At 39.8% G+C, this 20,628-nt stretch carries 17 protein-coding genes; 10 read left to right on the top strand and 7 right to left on the bottom strand.

Translation table 11 applies throughout. The annotated features are described in order from the left end of the window. The first annotated feature begins 103 nt into the window (after window positions 1–103). Complete coding sequence (locus tag AACU25_RS31940) at window positions 104–808, top strand: actin-binding WH2 domain-containing protein (protein ID WP_096582583.1); 705 nt, start codon at window positions 104–106, stop codon at window positions 806–808. A 120-nt stretch (window positions 809–928) separates the two neighbouring features. Continuing rightward, the gene (locus tag AACU25_RS31935) at window positions 929–1,636 is read left to right on the top strand and encodes an actin-binding WH2 domain-containing protein (protein ID WP_096582581.1); all 708 of its coding nucleotides are present in this window, start codon (window positions 929–931) and stop codon (window positions 1,634–1,636) included. Window positions 1,637–1,725: 89 nt separating this feature from the next. Here AACU25_RS31935 and AACU25_RS31930 read toward each other — a convergent pair whose 3' ends face one another. From AACU25_RS31930 to AACU25_RS31920, 3 genes are read right to left on the bottom strand one after another with little or no spacing between them, the layout of a single operon-like run. Continuing rightward, a complete protein-coding gene (locus AACU25_RS31930; protein WP_096582579.1) occupies window positions 1,726–1,929 on the bottom strand; it encodes a high light inducible protein in 204 nt (67 codons plus the stop codon). A gap of 39 nt (window positions 1,930–1,968) precedes the next feature. Continuing rightward, a complete protein-coding gene (locus tag AACU25_RS31925; protein WP_096582577.1) occupies window positions 1,969–2,172 on the bottom strand; it encodes a high light inducible protein in 204 nt (67 codons plus the stop codon). Window positions 2,173–2,210: 38 nt separating this feature from the next. Then, window positions 2,211–2,414, bottom strand: a complete 204-nt coding sequence (locus AACU25_RS31920; protein WP_096582575.1) for a high light inducible protein — start codon at window positions 2,412–2,414, stop codon at window positions 2,211–2,213. 531 nt (window positions 2,415–2,945) lie between these two features. On the opposite strand from AACU25_RS31920, the gene AACU25_RS31915 reads away from it, so the two are divergent. Continuing rightward, window positions 2,946–6,065 carry a hypothetical protein gene (locus tag AACU25_RS31915; RefSeq protein WP_096582573.1) on the top strand — a complete coding sequence of 1,040 codons (3,120 nt, stop codon included), beginning with the start codon at window positions 2,946–2,948 and terminating at the stop codon, window positions 6,063–6,065. A 278-nt stretch (window positions 6,066–6,343) separates the two neighbouring features. On the opposite strand, the gene AACU25_RS31910 is transcribed toward AACU25_RS31915, so the two are convergent. The 3 genes from AACU25_RS31910 to AACU25_RS31900 form a co-directional block, all read right to left on the bottom strand. Continuing rightward, window positions 6,344–6,826, bottom strand: coding sequence for a DUF4112 domain-containing protein (locus AACU25_RS31910; RefSeq protein ID WP_096582571.1), 483 nt, complete (start codon window positions 6,824–6,826; stop codon window positions 6,344–6,346). An 87-nt stretch (window positions 6,827–6,913) separates the two neighbouring features. Beyond that, complete coding sequence (locus tag AACU25_RS31905) at window positions 6,914–7,306, bottom strand: hypothetical protein (protein WP_096582569.1); 393 nt, start codon at window positions 7,304–7,306, stop codon at window positions 6,914–6,916. Window positions 7,307–7,368: 62 nt separating this feature from the next. Further along, entirely contained in the window at window positions 7,369–7,935 is a 567-nt protein-coding gene (locus AACU25_RS31900) for a DUF6232 family protein (protein ID WP_096582567.1), read from the bottom strand. A 977-nt stretch (window positions 7,936–8,912) separates the two neighbouring features. On the opposite strand from AACU25_RS31900, the gene tilS reads away from it, so the two are divergent. Beyond that, window positions 8,913–9,902, top strand: coding sequence for a tRNA lysidine(34) synthetase TilS (gene tilS / locus AACU25_RS31895; RefSeq protein ID WP_096582565.1), 990 nt, complete (start codon window positions 8,913–8,915; stop codon window positions 9,900–9,902). Window positions 9,903–10,000: 98 nt separating this feature from the next. Here tilS and hmpF read toward each other — a convergent pair whose 3' ends face one another. Beyond that, window positions 10,001–11,758 (bottom strand): pilus motility taxis protein HmpF, encoded by a 1,758-nt coding sequence (hmpF, locus tag AACU25_RS31890; RefSeq protein ID WP_096582563.1) that lies wholly within the window; start codon window positions 11,756–11,758, stop codon window positions 10,001–10,003. 120 nt (window positions 11,759–11,878) lie between these two features. Here hmpF and AACU25_RS31885 point away from each other — a divergent pair, with 120 nt between their 5' ends. The 6 genes from AACU25_RS31885 to AACU25_RS31860 all read left to right on the top strand — a co-directional run. Next, window positions 11,879–12,058 (top strand): hypothetical protein, encoded by a 180-nt coding sequence (locus AACU25_RS31885; RefSeq protein ID WP_096582561.1) that lies wholly within the window; start codon window positions 11,879–11,881, stop codon window positions 12,056–12,058. 259 nt (window positions 12,059–12,317) lie between these two features. Continuing rightward, the gene (locus AACU25_RS31880; RefSeq protein ID WP_096582559.1) at window positions 12,318–13,532 is read left to right on the top strand and encodes a response regulator; all 1,215 of its coding nucleotides are present in this window, start codon (window positions 12,318–12,320) and stop codon (window positions 13,530–13,532) included. 194 nt (window positions 13,533–13,726) lie between these two features. Continuing rightward, window positions 13,727–14,092: a response regulator transcription factor gene (locus AACU25_RS31875; protein WP_045867638.1), complete on the top strand. Its 366-nt coding sequence runs from the start codon at window positions 13,727–13,729 to the stop codon at window positions 14,090–14,092. A 13-nt stretch (window positions 14,093–14,105) separates the two neighbouring features. Then, window positions 14,106–14,636, top strand: a complete 531-nt coding sequence (locus tag AACU25_RS31870; protein ID WP_045867637.1) for a chemotaxis protein CheW — start codon at window positions 14,106–14,108, stop codon at window positions 14,634–14,636. Between the two features lie 16 nt (window positions 14,637–14,652). Further along, window positions 14,653–17,640, top strand: a complete 2,988-nt coding sequence (locus AACU25_RS31865) for a methyl-accepting chemotaxis protein (protein WP_096582557.1) — start codon at window positions 14,653–14,655, stop codon at window positions 17,638–17,640. A gap of 126 nt (window positions 17,641–17,766) precedes the next feature. Continuing rightward, window positions 17,767–20,628, top strand: a 2,862-nt coding sequence (locus AACU25_RS31860; RefSeq protein ID WP_339382091.1) for an Hpt domain-containing protein, incomplete at its 3' end; no start/stop codon positions are given.

The raw sequence follows: 20,628 nt of genomic DNA, 5'->3' as shown, positions 1-20,628 counted from the left end.
CTTTTGACTCTGGCAATCTCGAATCAAGCAACAAGGTTTTACTAGGCTCTTAATTACAAATTACGAATTAGTAATTTTTTCTCAAATTTGTGTGAGGATAATGATGATTGAACGACAATCTTCAGGAATCAAATATTTTAAAGTACTGATTGGCTTACTGCGCGATCGCCAAGCTTTTTTAGAAGAAATTACCCAAGGTATTAGACTACCAAGTAAAATCATTTCACTATTAGTTTGTAGTTCTCTATTTCTGGCGATTTATGGCGGGATTATCGGCGCATATCATAGCTGGATGCAAGCTTTATCTTCTGCGGTTAAACTACCAGCACTCTATTTAATCACCCTACTGATTTGTCTACCCACTCTCTATTTTTCTAATATTATTTTCGGTTCCAAGCGGACTTTTGGACAGCATTTTGCACTAGTACTAACTGCGGTTTCTGTAACTAGCGTATTATTATTTAGCTTTGCACCGATTACGCTATTTTTCTTAATTACTACTAATAATTATCAATTTTTAATCCTGCTGAATGTTGTGATATTTAGCTTTACAGGATTTATTGGTATTTCTTCTCTCTATCAAGCCACAAGTGTAGTTTTAGAACAAGACAATGAAGGTAGCAAAACACGCCGCAAAATTATCCTATCTTGGTTGTTTCTTTATGCCTTTGTAGGTAGCCAACTTGGATGGACTCTCAGACCATTTTTCGGTACTCCTGGTTCTATCTTCCAACTATTTAGAGACAGAGAAGGTAGTTTTTATCTAAGTGTACTGCAAGCCATCGGCTATCTTTTAGGATTGCGTTAATACAGCCATAGATTTTGTAATTCTACAATTTCCCTACAATTCAGCAGCCTCATAAAATATCCAAAGCTCAGTTCCTAATTACGAATTACGAATTACCCATAATCTACTTACTACACCACTATGCTTGATAAGCCTTCTTACAAAAATAAGCAGTTTAATATTCTCATCAGTTTACTACGCGATCGCCAGGGTTTTTTAGAAGAAATTAGCCAGGGAATCAGGTTACAAAGTAAAATCAGCGCTCTTTTTGTTTCCAGTTCTATCTGTTTCGCCATCTATGGTGCAATTATCGGTGCATCTCATAGTTGGGGACAAGCATTATCTGGTGCTATCAAACTCCCAGCATTTTACTTGCTCACACTGATTATTTGTTTCCCGACTCTCTTCTTTTTTAATGTTTTATTTGGTTCCCGTAGCACTATTCAACAGCATTTTGTGGTTTTGCTCACAGCTGTATCTGTAATCAGCGTGCTGTTATTCAGCTTGGCACCAGTGACACTATTTTTTATGATCACTGCGCCTAATTCTTACCAATTTTTTAAGCTGTTGAATGTGTTAATTTTTGGCATCACAGGTATATTTGGTGTAAAATTCCTCTATGAAGGGATGCAGTTACTTTCTCAACAAGATGAAGTTGGTAAAAAAACTCGCACTACTATTTTACGTTCTTGGCTATTTTTGTATGGTTTTGTTGGTGTGCAATTAGGCTGGTTTCTAAGACCATTTTTCGGTTCGCCTGGCTCTAAATTTGAATTATTTCGCGCCGTAGGTGGTAATTTTTATCTTGATATTGTATCGGCAATCTCAGAAATTTTAGGTGGTCGTTAATTTACAGCTAAATCAATTTTAATATTATAAAATACCCGATTTTTATTTAAAAAATCGGGTATTTTAATGCTGTGTTAATTAGCTATAATTTAATAGCCAATAATGCGCAATACATCACGTAGTACGCTGTAGCCAGCTAAATCCCAAAGTAAATAAGCCAAGAAACCAATAGCGGCTAAACGACCATTCCACAATTCAGCTTGTGGTGTCCAACCGAACAGAAAAGCATTGCGATCTACACCGTTATATTCTGTAGCAACAGGTGGTAAATCAGTAGAAGAACGATTTGTCATTTTTTTACTCCTAAATTACGCGTTTTTTGGATTTAATTTTTAGTAGCCAATCAGGTGTAATACATCGCGCAGAACGCTATAACCTGCTAAATCCCAAAGTAAATAAGCCAAGAAACCAATAGCGGCTAAACGACCATTCCACAGTTCAGCTTGTGGTGTCCAACCAAACAGAAAAGCATTACGATCTACGCCGTTATATTCTGTAGCAACAGGTGGTAAATCAGTAGAAGGACGAGTTTCCATTTTTTTACTCCCAAATTACATTTTTTTGTATTTAATTTTTAGTAACCAATCAGGTGTAATACGTCGCGTAGAACGCTATAACCTGCTAAATCCCAAAGTAAATAAGCTAAAAATCCAATCGCTGCTAAACGACCATTCCAGAGTTCAGCCTGTGGAGTCCAGCCGAATACAAAAGCATTGCGATCTATGCCGTTATATTCTTTAGTAATTGTTGGTAAATCAGTGGAAGAGCGAGTTTCCATTTTTTGCCTTAACAATTTGTTTCGTACCTTAAATGTAACGATTTACAAACAAGTTGCTTTCTGTCTGGAGGTACAAAGAATAGCCACTTCTTATGGATGAAGCTTAAAACGCGATCGCAACTAATATATCCACCTGCAGATGGTGATAAAAAACTATTTGTAAATAAATGTAACGCAGACAACATAAACAACTTTATATTGGGAGAATTTACTTGAGAAATGTTACTCATCAATTAATAAATTCTCCACAAAATTCATGCATATTTCTTTATATGCATGAATATGGCTATTTATCTGCCTTGATAACTAAGAAATCCGCATTTTTGCAACCTATCCAATGAAGATTTTCCCTTTGGCTAGTGAAATTTCTATCTAGCGCTAGATATGCTGTTCAAACTGTGGAGAGATGCTCTTCATACCCAATTTCCACGATTCTGAGACTTACAAGAGTTAGGTATCACCATAAATACAGAGTTTCTGCAAACGTAATTCTAAATTTCCCCAAATTTAAGCTTAGAGAAAGGAAATACAATGTTTCAAAGTACAGAAATTATCCTGGGACTCTACCAGTCGCTTTTTAGGTTGGCACAGATTCCAGTCAACCCCACTTCAGACATTTCACCAGCACAAGCATCGGTTCTCACTTCTGGGCCACGCTTTTTTATTGCCTTAATTTCCGGCGTAATTCTAGCCTTTGCTTTTCAACTAGTATTAACAAACCTCTCCCTGGCTGCTGGGATTTCCTACCTGGGACATTCATCTGACTCAGATTCCGATAATGAAGCAGGAAGTTTAGGCGGCACAATTCGCAAAATTGGTACCGCTGTAGGGATTTGGACTTTAGTCACAGTAACAGTGGCTCTTTTAATTGCTAGTTACTTAGCAGTTAAACTTAGTCTCCTGGTTTTAGATCCAGGATTGGGAGCAATTCTGGGCTTAGTAATTTGGGGAGCCTACTTTTTATTACTGATGTGGGTTAGTTCTACCACAGTCGGTTCCTTAATTGGTTCAGTAGTCAACACAGCCACCTCTGGCTTTCAAGCAATTATGGGGACAGCGACAGCTGCACTAGGTGCAAAAGCTGTAAATAACCAAGTTGTAGCCACAGCCGAAGCCGCCGCCGCCGCTATGCGCCGCGAACTAGGAAGCGGGATCGACCCCACGAGCATTCGAGAAAATGTAGAGGATTACCTAGACAGGTTGCGTCCGCCAGAGTTGGATCTAGGCAAAATCCGCAGCGAGTTTGAAAACCTACTCAAAGACCCCCAATTCCAAGCCATCGCAGGTAGTCCTGACCTCCGCAACATCGACCGTCAAAAGTTTATTGATTTAGTCAGCAGTCGCACAGACCTATCTAAACGCGATGTCAAACGCATCGCTGACACATTATATAAAATCTGGCAGCAGGTAGTAAGTCAGCAAGCACCAGCCCAAGACCGCCTCGGGGAATTAGTCGATTATCTAAAATCCTTACCACCAGGGCAAACCAAAACAGATGAACTCAATACCAAATTAGAAAGATTAATTGCAGAAACTCGTGACGCTAAAGTAGCCGACCAAAAAGCTACCCCTGGGCCAATCCAGAGCACACTCCAGCAAGGACTTTCGGCTTTGACTGGTATTGTTTTGGGCAGAACAGACTTATCAGATTTAGATGTAGAAAAAATTTGGCAATCCCTATCCACTGCTAAAGACAAAATTAGCGAACAAGCTGATAAGTTAGGTTTACCCGCAGCTTCGCAACCCTACAGTCCCATTCGGGCGGATGTCGAAAATTACCTTGCTAATACCTTTGCTTGGCAACTCAGCCGCGAAAGAATTGCCCAAGAATTCCGCGATGTGATCTACGATGCAGCAGCCGACCCTGGAGTAGTACGGCGAGAATTAGAGCGCCTATCCCGCAACGATTTTGTCAACATCTTGCAACAGCGGGGACTGCTTACCCAAGCACAAATACAGCGGATTGCAGATCAACTAGAAACTGTCCGCCAAGAAGTATTGGTGACTGTAAAGGCGGTAGAAGAAAGAGAGATAGTAGAAGACTTGCAGCGTCGAGTATCCAGCTACCTCCTCGTTACTAGTAAGTCTGATTTAACCTCTGAAGGTATTGAACGGGATTTTAGACCCCTGTTGTCCGATCCAGACGCAGATTATGAAACCCTCTCACGGCGGTTAGCGGCGATTGATCGCCAACAAATGCAGCAAATCCTGTATCAACGCAACGACATCCAGCCATACGAACTAGACGCAATTCTCGAGGATTTAGAAAAACAACGCGATCGCGTGTTAATTGAATCTAAAAATTTGGCAGATCAGGCAAAATACCAAGCAGAAACCCTGTGGTTGAATTTAGAATCATATCTGCGTAATACCGGCAAAGGCGAACTTAACCCCGATGCAATTCGAGCCGATCTCAAAAGATTGCTGGAAGATCCGCAAGCGGGTGTGGCTGCAATTAGAGCGCGGTTATCTCGTTTTGATCGCGATACCCTAGTACAACTGTTGAGTCAGCGCCAAGATATTAGCCAAGACCAAGCCAATCAAATCATTGATACTGTCGAACAGTCATGGCATGGTATCCGCCACGCACCCCAGGCGGTAGCAGATAAAGCCAAAGAGCAATATGACTCTGTTAGCACAACCATTGCTGATTACTTGCGTAATACTGGCAAAAGCGAACTCAATCCCGAAGGTATTCAACGCGATTTAAATCGACTGTTTGAAAACCCCAAAGAAGGAGCCTTAGCACTACGCCGCCGCTTGTCTCAAGTAGACAGAGATACCCTAGTGAAATTACTTGGTCAGCGTCAAGACTTGAGCGAACAGCAAGTCAATGAAGTCATTAATTCCGTACAACATTCGATTCACAATTTTGTGCGTGCGCCGCGTCGCCTGGCTACCAGAACCCAGCAAAGAGTAGAAACCTTCCAAGCTTATTTAGAAGAGTATTTACGGCAGACAGGTAAAGAAGAACTCAACCCCGAAGGTATCAAGCGCGACTTACAACTGTTATTGCATGATCCACGGGTGGGGATTGAAAGCTTTAGCGATCGCCTGGCGCATTTTGACCGTTCCACAATTATCGCCCTGCTGAAAATCCGCGAAGATATTTCCGATGAGGAAGCAGCGAAAATTGCAGATAATATTGTCTCCGTACAAGAACAATTTGTAGAACAAGTACGGGGTATTCAGCGCCGTATCCAAGATGTGATTGATGGCGTATTTGCCCGCATCCGCAACTACCTCAACTCCTTGGAGCGCCCCGAACTCAACTACGATAGTATTAAGCGCGATGTGCGTCAATTATTTGACGATCCCCAAGCCGGATTTGACGCTTTACGCGATCGCCTATCTTCCTTTAACCGCGATACCCTAGTCGCACTGATCAGTTCCCGTGAAGATATTTCCGAAGAAGATGCCAACCGGATTATCGACCAAATTGAAGGGGCGCGCAACACAGTTTTACAACGAGCAGAACGCTTACAGCAAGAAGCCCAACGCCGCCTCGAACAAGTCAAGCATCAAGCACAGCGCCAAGCCGAAGAAACCCGCAAAGCCGCCGCTACAGCAGCTTGGTGGTTATTTGCGACAGCAGTTGTCTCTGCTATTTTCTCCGCATTAGGAGGAGCGATCGCTGTCGTTCGGCTGTAGTTTGACAAATTGTCTCCGCTTTCCTGTATGAGCCTCCCCCCGTGGGAGGTTTTTTTAGTGAAACTGAGGGACTCTTAAGAAATACGGAAAAAAAGACAAAGTGTAAGAATTATTTAATAAATCAAAAAGCGCTAATCAGCCAGCAATCATACCAATTAATGTATGCTTTACAACAGATTAAACAAGGATAGCAATCCTATAATTTAATATTTCACAACTCATTTAGGATTGCTATATATCCTTAAAAATTCAATAACACATATAACCTCAATAAGTAATTATCTGTGTGTTTTTCCATTTCTGAATAGGATATCTTCTAAAGCACTTATATCTGGATTAAGTCCTTGATTTAATTGCTCACGAACACGATTAATTAATGCAATTTGCTTGTCTATATGTGTAATCAAACGATTGCCATTCCAAGCATGAACTCGAAAAAATGTGTCTCCAATATCACCAGCTCCAGGAAATGAGCCTAGCAAAATATCTGCAAAACTAAGAATTATAATTAATAGTTTTTCCGGAAAATCAGTTTTGATTCTGTAGGATTGCAATAATAGCCAGAAACTAGCTATACCCGTGTATAAACCATCTACTATAGGAAGAAGGCCAATGGCAGCGTCAAGCCCCAACTTCCCAAATACCAGACCCTCTGATAGCTTGATGAATTTCTGTATCTCATTTCTTGCCTGGAGCAAATTTTCTTCATGAGCTTCAACCTTAAGGGGCAAGGATTGTCTAAAATGTCGATTAATATCCATAAATAATTACTGTTATTAATTACTAAAAATATATTTATTTTTCACTTCACAATCGCACTTAAATATCTTTATTCAAGAAATATCAAATTATGATTGATTACCCCTCGTTTTCTCCCAATCCTCCAAAGCACCAATAACAAAACTAGCTGCTGGATGGCTCAGAAATTGCTCGAAAGCTTTAACACCTCCTGTTTTCAAGGCACTAATTATTCTCCGGCTCAAAGTGGGGTTACTTTCTATGTGCTTAATAGTTTCTGTAGCTACTGCCATTTTTCCACTAGTTGTTTCAGTCGGATAAGACTGTTCCAGATATTCTAAAAGTTTTTGAATCTCTGCTGCTGCTTCACACAAATTTTGTTTCTGCTCTTGAGTATATGTATTAAATGAATATTGAACCTGACTCGAAATATTACCTACTGTATGACCTGATACTAAAGAAGAACCTATATTTGTCTCTATTTTTATCGATTTATCTTCCATGTTTCTACTTTACAAATTTTTGAAAAATAGTTAAAGTTAATAAATAATTTAAACTAATGATTTTAAACCTGACTAGCAACGTCTCCAACAACATGACCTGATATAACAGAAGAACCTATATTTGTTCCAATTTTTATAGAATTATCTGTAGACACATCCAAAGTCTCAAAATTAAAAGTAATAGCCTTTAATTCATCACTATTCATGACGCTATACAAAGTTAAAATAACTTTTTTAACAAATTCTTCACTTCTGCTTCTAAAAATTTTTTTTGTACCAGCATTGGTATAAATGGTCATTCCATATTTTCCATCTATTGTAGTTTTACTTGCATTATGTCTCTTGATTAACCAAATTGCTAAAACAATAATCAAACATCCTAATATTCTTGTCACTTCAGAGGCTATAAAAAATAGAAAAATACCTATAATAGGTAAAGCTATATATAATTTTGGCATTGGTTTTGTATGAGTTGTTATATTACTAACTAATCCAATACTTGCAATATTATGAATTTGATATATAACGTTGCCAAATACTAGAGTTTTACCTCTAATTTTGAGAATATTTGTGTTAATTTCTTCAGTAGTATCAATAGTTTCATCTTGTAAAAACTGATTCAGAGTCATGAAGATTTCTCCTAAAAAGACAAACTTATTGAGTTGAAACTAATACAAGCAAACCGGAGTATTGAAAATTAAGTTATCATTTTTTCATATTTTTTCAATAAAGATACAGTAAAGTTGCTGAAAAAGTTTTGTAAAGCTAGAGACGATTTATAGTTTCAGCTATTTTTACCTAAAAAATCAGTATCTCTCTCCTAAAAAAGTTACGATTTATTAAGAGCAACTGCACGGGCGGTGTGTCGCCCCCAATGCGTTAGAGATATATTGTTAATTCACTTACTTTCACCTTTCCCCCTATCTTTCTTCAGAAAGGGATATAAAGTATTTATTAAGCATATATATATTCTTAAAATACTTTCAGCATAAAAACTTAATTTTGCTAGAAATATTTTGTATTTAATCCTACTAACTATCTACAACCTAAAAATCCAAAAACCGTGATATCCTCATGGTTAATTTCAACATCCGTCTATAGAATGAACTTGAAAGGTAATGAATCTATACCAGCAAGTTTATATTTTAAGGATTGAAATTGTGTTATTAAATTCCAAAAAAGCAAAAAAAGTTATTCAGCCAAAAATTGGTAAGAAAACTTGGACTTTAAACAACACTCTACTTTGTGTAGCAGGTCTCATAATTCTACCAATTTGTAGTTTTGCTACTTTCCGTTTCCTGTCATCTTCATCCACTTCCTCTTCAGTTTCATCATTATTTACCTCCCAAAACACTTCAGCGCACGAGACATCTATTCCTTGGATTGATAATCCTTCAGAATGCCAATATACTGATAGGAGTTGGCATGATAATAAGTGTTGGGACGAGCAACATAGCCCGACTTTTTAGGTTTTAAATGAATACTAAATTAAAAGCTGCGCCAAATATATTGACGCAGCTTTTTGGTTTTGGTTAGTTAGGGAACCCCAAAATGATGTAGATAAAATATATAATGTCCTGGGTTTATTTGGCGTGCAAAATTCACAATGGTATGGACTCCCTTTCATGCAAAAATTCATCGAACTATCCGAATGCGCCATCTATTTGAGCGTAATCAACGCCTATTAATCGCAGTTTCCGGTGGGCAAGATTCTTTATGCTTAATAAAATTACTATTAGATTTACAACCAAAATGGGGATGGCATTTAGGTATTGCTCACTGCGATCATCGCTGGCGTGAAGACTCCCAAGCTAATGCCCTTCATGTAGAACAGTTAGCAAAAAACTGGGAAACATTATTTTATTTAGAAACGGCAAAAGAGCCTTTAACTAGTGAAGCTTCTGCCCGCGATTGGCGATATCAGGCTTTGAGTGCGATCGCCCAGGAGCATCATTATCACTATATTGTCACAGGACACACAGCCAGCGATCGCGCAGAAACTCTTCTCTATAATTTAATGCGCGGTACGGGAGCAGATGGTTTACAAGCTCTAACTTGGCAACGTCCACTAACAATAGACATTACCTTAGTACGCCCACTCTTAGAAATTACTCGTACACAAACCAAACAATTTTGTGATGATTTCCATCTGCCAGTATGGGAAGATTCCACAAATCAGGATTTAAAATACACTCGCAATCGCATCCGCAACGAGTTATTACCTTATTTACAAGCACACTTCAATCCCAAAGTCGAATCAGCTTTAGCCCAAACTGCAGAACTCTTGCAAGCAGAAGTGGAATATTTAGAGACAGCCGCCCAAAAGTTGAAAGCTGAAGCACTAACAGCAGAGAATCCAGATAATTTTCCTCTACGGCTCAATCGTCGCGTATTGCAGACAGCACCAGTGGCGTTGCAGCGTCGAGTCATGCGTCAAATCTTACAACAAATACTCCCTGATGCTCCCAGTTTTGAACATATTGAAAAATTAACTGCTTTAATTACAGCACCCAATCGTTCCCAAACCGATCCATTTCCCGGAGGTGCGATCGCTCAAGTCGCAGGTGATTGGATAAATATCAACAATGAAGGCTGAAGTTTCAAGGCTGAATATCATTTCTCTCATAAGCCCAAAAACTCCAACCACAAGGGGATGGAGTTTTTTATCCTTGATACTTCATACTTTATCCATTTTCAGGATGCTAGTAATTCTGGCTGAGACAGTAAATCCAGAAGAGTATGGCGCATTTGGGCAATAGCTTGCAGTTGATAATCGCCCGTTTCTTGAATTTGTCCCAAAGCTTCCACCATTGCTTGCAACTTTTGTCGTAAATCGTCAAGACTATCCTGAATTGGTTGTAGTGCTTCTTGATAAAGATTCACTCTACCCCAGCATTCACTAGTTGCAGTTCTCAATTTGAGTAAGTTTTCTTCCATTGCTTTCAATTCTTGCTGCTGCTGTTCCAAGTCATGGTTGTGATTATCAATCATTCCTTGGGCTAACTCAATACCAGAATGCATCTGCTCAATCTCATGTTCCAATTTTTGCAAATCTTGAGATTGTATTTGTCGCAGATTTTCAGTTTGCAATAGAATTGGCCCTAAATCAATTTTGGCTGCTTCTGGTTCATTAACAACTGTCTGTCCTTGCTTTTGTAAGAGTATAGTTTTGTGTTGTTTGAGTAAATTTTGCCGTTGTAGCAAATTACGACGTTGCCCTACCAAACTTTCATTCAGCATTTGGTAGAGGTCTTTTTCATCTGCTAGTTCCATTTCCAAATTGATTACGTCTTGATCGGATGCCTGGTGAATCTTATTCTGCAAATCTTCTATAGCTTTTTCTTTATATTCCAGTTCTTGTTCCTGATCGTGGACAAAACTAGAATCGATATCGTATTTCTCCTGCAAATCTTGTACTAATCTTTGCAGTTCATCTATAGGCATATTCTCTAAAGCTTTGACATCTACTTCGCAAAGAATCATGTCACTAGAGTTTGCAGCCAAGGACTGAATCTGTTGATATAAATTTTCTTGGCTTTGCAATTGCGCTTTCAAAATTTGCGCGTATTCTTGCTTGCTTGTGAGAATTGCGCTGTTAACTTTTAATTCTGCTGTTTGTTGCTGTAGCGAATTTTGTGCTTCTTGCAAACCATTTTGGCGATCGCTCAAGGTTTGGGCAAGGCTATCTACTTCTTGTTGCTGTTGAGTTGCTACAGTTTTTTGCTGCTCTAGGTTTTGCCAGTGTTCATTGAGAGTCGCTTGCTGTTTTTCGACTAATTCAAAAGCAAAATTCAGGTGTTCCCTTACTGTCTCTGTCGGAGCCACACGACTAGACAAGCGATCGAGTAACTCACTTAATACTCGACTTTGCTCTTCGTCTAACACCTTACTCTGTGTGGCATCTGCTTGAAATTCTTCCAGACGACGCTGCTCACCTCGGAGATGCTCCCAAGCCCCGGCTAATTCCGTGCGATCGCGTTCAATTTGTTGTTGCAACTTTTCAATTTCTTGACGGGAGGCTTCAAATTCCTGCTTTTGAGCTTCCAGTCGTTGAAACTCATCCTCCATTTGTTGCAACTGCTCCATACGGACTTCCATGTCCAATTCACGGCGATTCAATTCTTGCGCCTGAAATGTCAGTGATTGTTTCCACTGATCGATCTCGTCTTCCTTGAGCTTAAATTTTTCTAACTGCCGAGAAAAATTCTGCAATATATTAACCAGTGGCCGTCCAGCTTCTTGAATCCGTTGCACTTGGCGGTTGGGATTCACTTCTACTAGTACTAATGCACCATCATTTAATTTACTTGCTTCCTCTGCCGCAATCACTTCTTCCGACACAGTACCCCAAATCTGGTCGGTTCGCTGACAAGCCAGCAGTTTCAATTCGGTTTTGGAACTACCACTAAGTAAGCCGCCTTTTTGCTTTTGTACTTCTGCTAAATACAGCACACCGTTAGTCCTTTTGTGTACTTGATGTCCGTGATTTGGTTTATACCATAGATAATTCTGTGAGCCAGTTTGATTTAACCACAGTTAGGGAAAGTCAAACTGGCAAAACTATTTATAGACATGACATATCACGCCTTGATATATATAAATCTAGATGCGCTTACTCTGGATCGCGCTTTTATATTGTGTGCTGATGGTAATAATGATGGCTACCGTGTGATTACTAGCTTCATCAAAGTTTATTACAAAAAATTAAGGAATATTGCTGAACGTATTCTATTGCTAGAGATGTTTGTATAGGCAGTAATTTTATTTGTATATAACAAATTACACAAAATGTAAATCCAGCCGGAAAACCCTGGTAATTTCGTAGATCCTCACAAAACTGTAATTTTGGGCTAGGCTAGAAACCCTGATGGGATAATTTACACCAAATTCACATTAGGCAGAAATTATCAATTTAGTGTAGATCGGTGGTGCTAGTTAAAACATCAAAAAATTACTGGGCAAAATTAATTAAAGAATATCAACAGGATCGCAAGGAGCACCTTTGAGCTAAATGCAGGGAAATTTAAATGAAATAGATCTTCGTAGTATCCTGCAATTGATTGAGTTGGGCCAGCGAACAGGCCAACTGTTGGTGAAAACTCATAACTTTCGCAATAGCAACCAAACTAGAGAAGAGGTGAACAGACATCACCATTCCTTTTGCTACCAACCACAACAGTACTGGTTCGTCTTTTTCTTAAATGGCCAGATTCTCTATTGCCAAGAAGGGGATGGTACTTCATTAAGGATTAACGATTACTTAAGACATTACCGTGTGGAGACTCCGCTCAACGAAATCCAGCTAGCCTCCATAGATCCACTGAATATAAAAGAATATAGCTATCTTTGGGTACTGTTAGAGCAAAATATGATTAACCCCAAAGTAGCGCGTAATATCATGCATAGTCTGGTGTATGAAACGCTCTTTGATTTACTGGGTTTGCACACAGGTAGTTTCATCTTCCATCAAAGTCCGGCCCTGACTCCACAATTAACTACTTGGGAGATAGCTCCGCTAGTCAGTAAAATTGCCAAGCAACTGCAACATTGGCAGCAGTTGTATCCCCACATTCAGTCTGCCGATCAAGTGCCCATACTTTCTGAGATGGTGCAATTGAATTCATCTTTACCAGCAGAAACAGTCAATAAACTTAAGCATTGGGCAGATGGCAAAACATCTTTACGGCAACTTGCTCGTTATCTCAACCGAGACATTTTGACAATTGCCAAGGTAATATATCCCTACGTCCAACAGGGCTGGCTGAAATTAGTATATCCCAGTACTAATATATTCAGTATTAATACAGAGGAGCTAGTAGTAGAGGTAGACTATAAACCACGGATATTATGTATTGACGAAGTAACAACGATTGGTGAGACTATAGAGGCTATTTTGCAGCAACAAGGTTATGAAGTGTTAACTTTAACTAATCCCTTAGAGTCTCTCAGTTTTGTTTTTCAACTCAAGCCGCAGATGATTTTTTGCAACATTACCATGCCGGAATTAAATGGATATGAGATTTGTGCCATGTTGCGACAGTCTACAGCATTTCGGCTGGTGCCGATTATTATGCTGAGTAGTCAAGATAGTTTTATCGATCGAGTCAGAGCTAGTATGGTCGGGGCTACCGATTATTTGACTAAGCCTTTGCAAAATACTGAGTTACTCACGCTCGTAGAAAAATATATCAATAAACAGCCTTACATTGGCATACATAAGAGATAGAACAGTTGTTGATTGTATAAAAGATGAGGTAAAAAATGTTATCACAGAATCAGCCAGCCCCAGTACAACCAGTATAAAGTTATTATCTAGTAAATCAGTTAAGGAATAGACTTAATTTATACACTAAATACTTGCGGGGGAATCAGGGAATGTTCCAAGTAGGAACGTCTACATCAGGAGGTAGATAGGCATTTATGAGTACAGTTCTGATTGTGGAAGACAGTATCGCACAAAGGGAGATGATTACAGACCTCCTGAAAGCAAGTGGCTTAACGGTCACCCATGCCAGTGATGGAGTTGAAGCTTTGGAGGCCATTCAAAGCACACCTCCCGATTTAGTGGTCTTGGATATTGTCATGCCCCGGATGAACGGCTACGAAGTTTGCCGTCGGTTAAAATCCGATCCGAAAACCCAAAATGTCCCCGTTGTGATGTGTTCTTCCAAAGGTGAAGAATTCGATCGCTACTGGGGTATGAAACAGGGCGCAGACGCTTACATAGCCAAACCGTTTCAACCAACTGAGTTGGTGGGAACAGTCAAACAACTGCTGCGAGGATAAGGATGAAAAGAAAATGGTCAGTAAACCGGACTTTTTAAGTGGTGGTAGTCAAGACCACTTCCGTCCTGAATTACAAGTAGAAAGCCCTGAAGGTGAATTACATTTGCGGTTTTACATCCCCTCGCGCCAAGAGTTTGCACTACCAGCAACTGGAATTCGAGAGGTAATGGAATTGAGCCCTGATAGAATCACTCCGATTCCTAATGCTTCTCCTTTACTTTTGGGTACTCTAAATTTACGAGGTCGAGTCATTTGGGTAGCTGATTTAGGTCAATTTTTAGGAGAAGCAACCGCATTAAATACAGATAGAGCAGAAATTCCGGTAATCGCTATCGAAGAACAAGACACAATAGTGGGTTTAGCGGTAGAAGAAATAGGTGGTATGGACTGGCTTGACGTGCAGCATCTGATGCTAACAACTCATGTACCGGATACGATGGCTCCCTTTCTGCGCGGTGAGTGGTTAATAGATGCCAAAACAAATAAGTCTTTAAGACTACTGGATCAAATGGCAATTTTGCGGAGTGCGAGGTGGGCAGGATGATATTGGGAGGGTGGACATGGCAGCAAGTATAGATGATTACTTAGAAATATATAAGCAGGCTTGTACAGCTTACGCGCAACAGAACTATGATGTTGCCGCCACTTTAGTGGATCGAGTGGTACAAAATTTGCCAAATGACCCTAACTCCCATTTGTTACGGGGTCACATATACTACGTTTTACAGCAGTACGATATAGCCAAAGCTGAATATCAACAAGTTTTACAGTTAACCGACAATCGAGAATTAATTGATTTTGCCCAGCATGGTCTGGAAAGTATTGCTCAATATCAACAATCATTACCAGATGCGTTTACTATCAGTGAAAATAATGAGGATATTTCCTCATCAGCAATATCCAATGATCGGTTCGCTGATACAGAAGAATTACAGAATTTGCCACAGAATAATAATTTTGCTAGCGGCAGCTTTGGCGACAATCCCTTTGGCGAATACCAGGAATCTGGAGATGAAATAGAAGAGCTATCATTGGACAGTTCTTTAGACAGTTCATTTGATATCTCTGCATATAGTAGCAGTGCATTTAATGGATTACCAGATGATTCAGAACCTTTGAGTAACGATCCCTTTAGTTTTACCGAGGAAGCTAGCGATCGCGATGCCAATGCTAACATTTGGGAAAAACAAGGAGAATTAGAGTTACCAGCTTTTTGGCAAGAAGACAACAATCAAAATACTATTGATGATTCAGGGATAAATAATCCTTTTGTAGAAGCTACTACAAATTCAAATAATAAAGGTTTCACTAATTCGGAAAATTATAGCGATTCACCGTTTTCAGAAGTTGAAGAACTTGATACTTCAACCAGTAATAATTGGGAAATACCTACTGAGTTCTTAACCTCAGAAACCTATCCAGAACCTAGCGAAGCTGATTTCGAGTGGAAGAGTAATAGCCTGGAAAATGAAACTTTAGTCAAAAACCAAACACTTCTCCAGGAAAGTGCCCCAACAACTAGCAATTTGCCATCCCAGCCTCAAGAAAATTTATCCCCAACTAAACCTGATAATTGGTTGGGACCGATAGAAGCTGAAGATACATTAAAAGAGGTAGTTAGCGCTACCGAGCAAAATTTTCACCAAGAAAAACAGCCAGAAAAACAAGTTAGTAAGGTAGAAGAAAATTATTCTGATATTGATGATAGTTTTGATTTGGAGGCTTTTGAATCTGCCTTTGGCACAGATGATTTTAGTCCCGATGAAGAACCAAGTAATATCCAACCAAGCAATATCAGTAGAGGAGAAATTCATCACGAGACTTCTAAAACTAATATAGATTTTTTAGATGACTTTGATGAATTTGACGACCTAGGTAACATTCCTGGATTTGATTTGACAGATGCAGAAGCCAACTTCCGAGATGTAAGTATGGATTCTGGCCCATTGGAAATAGGTAATCTCCCTCACAGTCAAACCGGACAACCATCTGCAATTGATGAAACAGGCGATCGCGAAGATGAACTGTTTTCAATTACTGGTTCACAAGAAGCAGTCCCAGTTTTTACCCAAGTAGATGTTGCTAAATTAGAAGCCAATGTCAGCGTTGAACAAGGTTGGTTAGCGCCTTTAGAAAATGCTTCCCTAGAAAAGAAACAATGGCTGATTGCGGGAACTGTAGGTGTAGTATCGGCGCTAGTGGTCGCAACAGTCAGCTTTGGCGCTACGACCTTTTCACCACCACAACAGAGGGAATCAGTGCGGAACACTGGCTGGGCTATGTCACTAGCAGCAGGACTGGCTGGTTTTGCTACCGCAGCCTTTATGGGTAATTTCACTATCAAGCAGGTTCGCCGCACCACCCAGAACTTGCAAGCTCAGTTTGATGCTGTTCGTCAAGGTAATCTCAATGTTCAGGCCACAGTCTATTCTGAAGATGAATTAGGACTGCTGGCTACTGGCTTTAATGAAATGGCAAGGGTAATTTTTACTACTACCAATGAAGCCCAAAGAAAAGCTGATGAACAGGAAGAAGCCAAAGAAAATCTACAACGCCAAGTAATTCGCCTGTTGGATGATGTAGAAGGAGCAGCCAGAGGCGATTTAACAGTACAAGCTGAAGTAACAGCTGACGTACTAGGAGCCGTAGCTGATGCCTTTAACCTGACAATTCAAAACTTGCGGGATATTGTGCAACAGGTAAAAGTAGCTGCAAGAGATGTAACCAAGGGTGCAACGAACTCCGAAACATTTGCTAGAGCCTTATCTAGTGATGCTTTAAGGCAGGCAGAAGAGTTAGCAGTCACACTTAATTCTGTACAGGTCATGACTGACTCCATTCAACGGGTAGCGGAAGCCGCGCGAGAAGCGGAAACTGTTGCCCGTGATGCCAGCACCATCGCCTTAAAAGGTGGTGAAGCCGTGGAAAATACCGTGGCAGGTATTTTAGAAATCAGAGAAACTGTGGCAGAAACTACTCGCAAAGTGAAACGGCTAGCTGAATCTTCGCAAGAAATTTCTAAGATTGTGGCGTTAATTTCACAAATTGCCTCCCGCACCAATTTATTAGCGCTCAACGCTAGTATTGAGGCAGCAAGGGCAGGTGAAGCCGGACGCGGGTTTGCAATTGTTGCGGATGAAGTCCGCCAGCTAGCAGACAAATCTGCCAAGTCCTTAAAAGAAATTGAACAAATCGTGATGCAAATTCAGAGTGAAACAGGCTCTGTAATGACTGCAATGGAGGAAGGGACACAACAGGTAATTAAAGGTACTAAATTAGCTGAAGAAGCCAAGCGATCGCTAGAAAATATTATTCAAGTAGCAAATCGTATTGATATCTTGGTGCGCTCAATTACCTCGGATACTGTAGAACAGACCGAAACCTCCCGTGCAGTAGCTCACGTTATGCAATCCGTAGAACTAACAGCACAAGAAACCTCCCAGGAAGCACAAAGAGTATCTGGTGCGCTACAACACTTAGTGGGCGTATCAAGAGATTTAATTGCTTCTGTGGAACGTTTCCGGGTAGATACTCTCGAATCTAGATAAAGGATGAAGTATAAAATGTGAAGTATGAAATATTAAGTATGAACTATTACTCATGCTTCAGTCCCTTTAACCTTTAACCTTTATCTTTCATCTTTTTCTTTCATCCTTTATCCTTCATCATGTCCTATGCTGCCGGAACAACAACAGCGCATTTTAGGTTACTTTATTGAAGAAGCAAGAGACCACCTGAATACCATTGAGCAGGGGTTGTTAAATCTTCAGAGTACCCTGAACGATCCAGAAATGATCAACGAAGTCTTCCGGGCGGCTCACTCCATTAAAGGAGGAGCGGCGATGCTTGGTTTGAGTAGCATCCAGCATACATCTCACCGCCTAGAAGATTGTTTCAAAGTCCTCAAAGAAAATCCGATTAAGGTTGACCAAAAGTTAGAGTCCTTATTTCTAGGGGTTTCTGATACACTCAAAGCGCTGCTGGAGAATTTGAGCGGCCCATTTGGTTTGTCAGAAGAGACAGCTAATACATTGATGTCGGAAACTGAGCCAGTCTTTCAATGGCTCAACGAGCATTTAGAACTACTTGTACAACAAGCAAGCGGTAGTGTAGACAGTAGCATTGCACCAGCAAGACAGCCAGCTTTTGTTGATAACTCCCATACACTGACAGAAATTTTCATGGAACGGGATTTCCCCGTCCCGCAAGAATCACCACTCCAAAAGCCTGCGCCAGTTGTTACTAAAGCAAATGATAACTGGGGTGAATTTCAAGCTCAAGTGCTGCAAACTCTACGAGAAATGTTGCAGCTATTTAAACAAGGGACAACCGAGGAAAGTCGGCAAAATCTCCAGCAAACTTGTCACCAATTAGTCATATTGGGTGAAACATTTAATTTGCCCAACTGGTGTAAGTTATGCGAAGCCGCAGAAAATGCGATCGCTAATCCAGATAATAGTTATCTAACTCTGGCAAAAATTGTCATTACAGAAATTAAAAAAGCTCAGGAATTAGTTCTTAAAGGTAAAGAATCTGAGATTGTCATTAGCCAGCAGCTAGAAGTTCTCTTGAGTTTCCCTGAAGTTGATTTATTTGATATCTCTACCGATTTAGCAGATGAATCTGCAATTGGGACAACTCTATTTGCTAAAGCTAATACTGAAGCGATCGCTAATGAATTGGCTGCTCCAAGGCTGGATAATTTTGTTAATACAACTAATAACAATATAGCTAGCTTACCTGACCTAACAGCACCAGTTCAACAAGAGAAAGATATTTTCACGAATAAAGAAAATTATAAGCCTGAGACTTCTGAGCTATTTAACTTATTGCCAAATAATGAAGAGGAAGCAGTACTAACGAATCATAATCTTGACCCTAAAGGGCCAGAAGTTGGAATTGCTGAGTTAAATACACTTGCTGATTTATTTGAAGGTGAAGCTCCCGAACTAGATGAGACTTGGCAACAAGAAGAAATATTAGACATTAATGCTGCCAACAAATTGGGCATTGAGATCAGTACTAGTAATACTGAAGATGCTGATAACGATTTAGCTGACTTACTGTCTTTTGACGAGCCTACGAGTATTGATGAGTCTAAACAAACTATTATTCAAACCGAAGATTTCAGTCTATTATTTGGTGAAAACTTCTTAGAAAAAGAAACTCCTACACAGCACCCTCAACAAACATCAGCAAGCAAATCTGATATCAGCAATAGCTCTCAAAACGATATCAATTTAAACTCATCTACTAATGAAAGTCTCAGAGAATTTACAGAAATTCTACAAGAATATCCTGGTGATATTGCCCCACAGGATGTAGTACAAGATTTATTGGGTTTAGAGCTAGATGATAACAATCTGCTGTCGCTAGGCGAATTAAATCAACCAGAAGCTAGTTTTGATGACTTATTCTCAGAAACTGCAAATGAAAGTCTGTTAGAAGAAATTTCTCCAATTAGCTTCCCACAGCCAGAAAGCTTATCTTTGGATAATCCATTTACTGACTTGGGAGACAATTCTCTACTTTCTACTAGCGAATCAACAGTTGACGATTTATTCGATCCGCAAGCAACAGTAGCTAGAGATTACGATCTTTCTGCAGAAGATTTAAGCAACTTCTGGAATGAAGAATCTGGCGCAGAACCACAGCTAGAATTGGGTTCTCGGGTTGAGCAAGATGTCGCCAAAGCCTTAGAGGAGAGTTTGTTTACAGCATCTCATGACTTTTTGGATGATAGCCAGTTAGCTCAATCCTCAGCACCGCCTTTTGAAGTAGAAGATTTTAATCTGACTTTTCAGCCAGATGATGAGCAAATCAATCTGATGTTTGGATCTGATACTGGAGATGATTTATTTGCAGATTTGACATCAGACAACACAGCTATTTCCTCTACTGATACTACCGAATTACCTGTGACAGAAATTCGCAGCTTGATACCAGAGGAAAGCGATATCTATGAAGGACTGAGTCTACACTCTCCACTCCCCTCAACAACACTACCTCCCGAATTAGATTTCACCCCAGAATTTACCAATCAGCCATCAACAGACAATACATTTGGTAGTTCTGCGGATAATGATTTGTTTAAAGTCATCAACGAAAATAGCGGCGATAATCCACAATTGTTATTTGAGGATATCAACACTACTCACTCAACACATATTCAGCTTGACCCTTCAGAAATCAGGATTTCCGAGAATCCCGAATTAGATTTAGGTGATGACTTACCAACAACAGCAGATGATTTAGGATTGGATTTCAACGAATCCACAGAAGTACAACAACGTCCACAAAACATCGATTTATTAGCAAATGTCGAAACCGCAGAAACCACTAATGAAGATGTTTCAGCGTTAGACTTAGGTTTAAGTAATGATTTACTGGCAACAGCAACTAATTTAGAACTGAATTTTGGCGAAGTAGCAGAATTAGCACAGCCGGAAAATAATCTAAATTTATTAGCAAATATTGAAACTGCAGAAATAAATAATGATGAGTTTACAACATTAGATTTAGGCGATGAGTTACTG

The organism is Tolypothrix tenuis PCC 7101 (assembly GCF_963874875.1).
Lineage (GTDB): Bacteria > Cyanobacteriota > Cyanobacteriia > Cyanobacteriales > Nostocaceae > Aulosira > Aulosira tenue.
The sequence above is the reverse complement of the archived record's forward strand: the minus strand, read 5'-3'. Positions and strand labels throughout refer to the sequence as shown.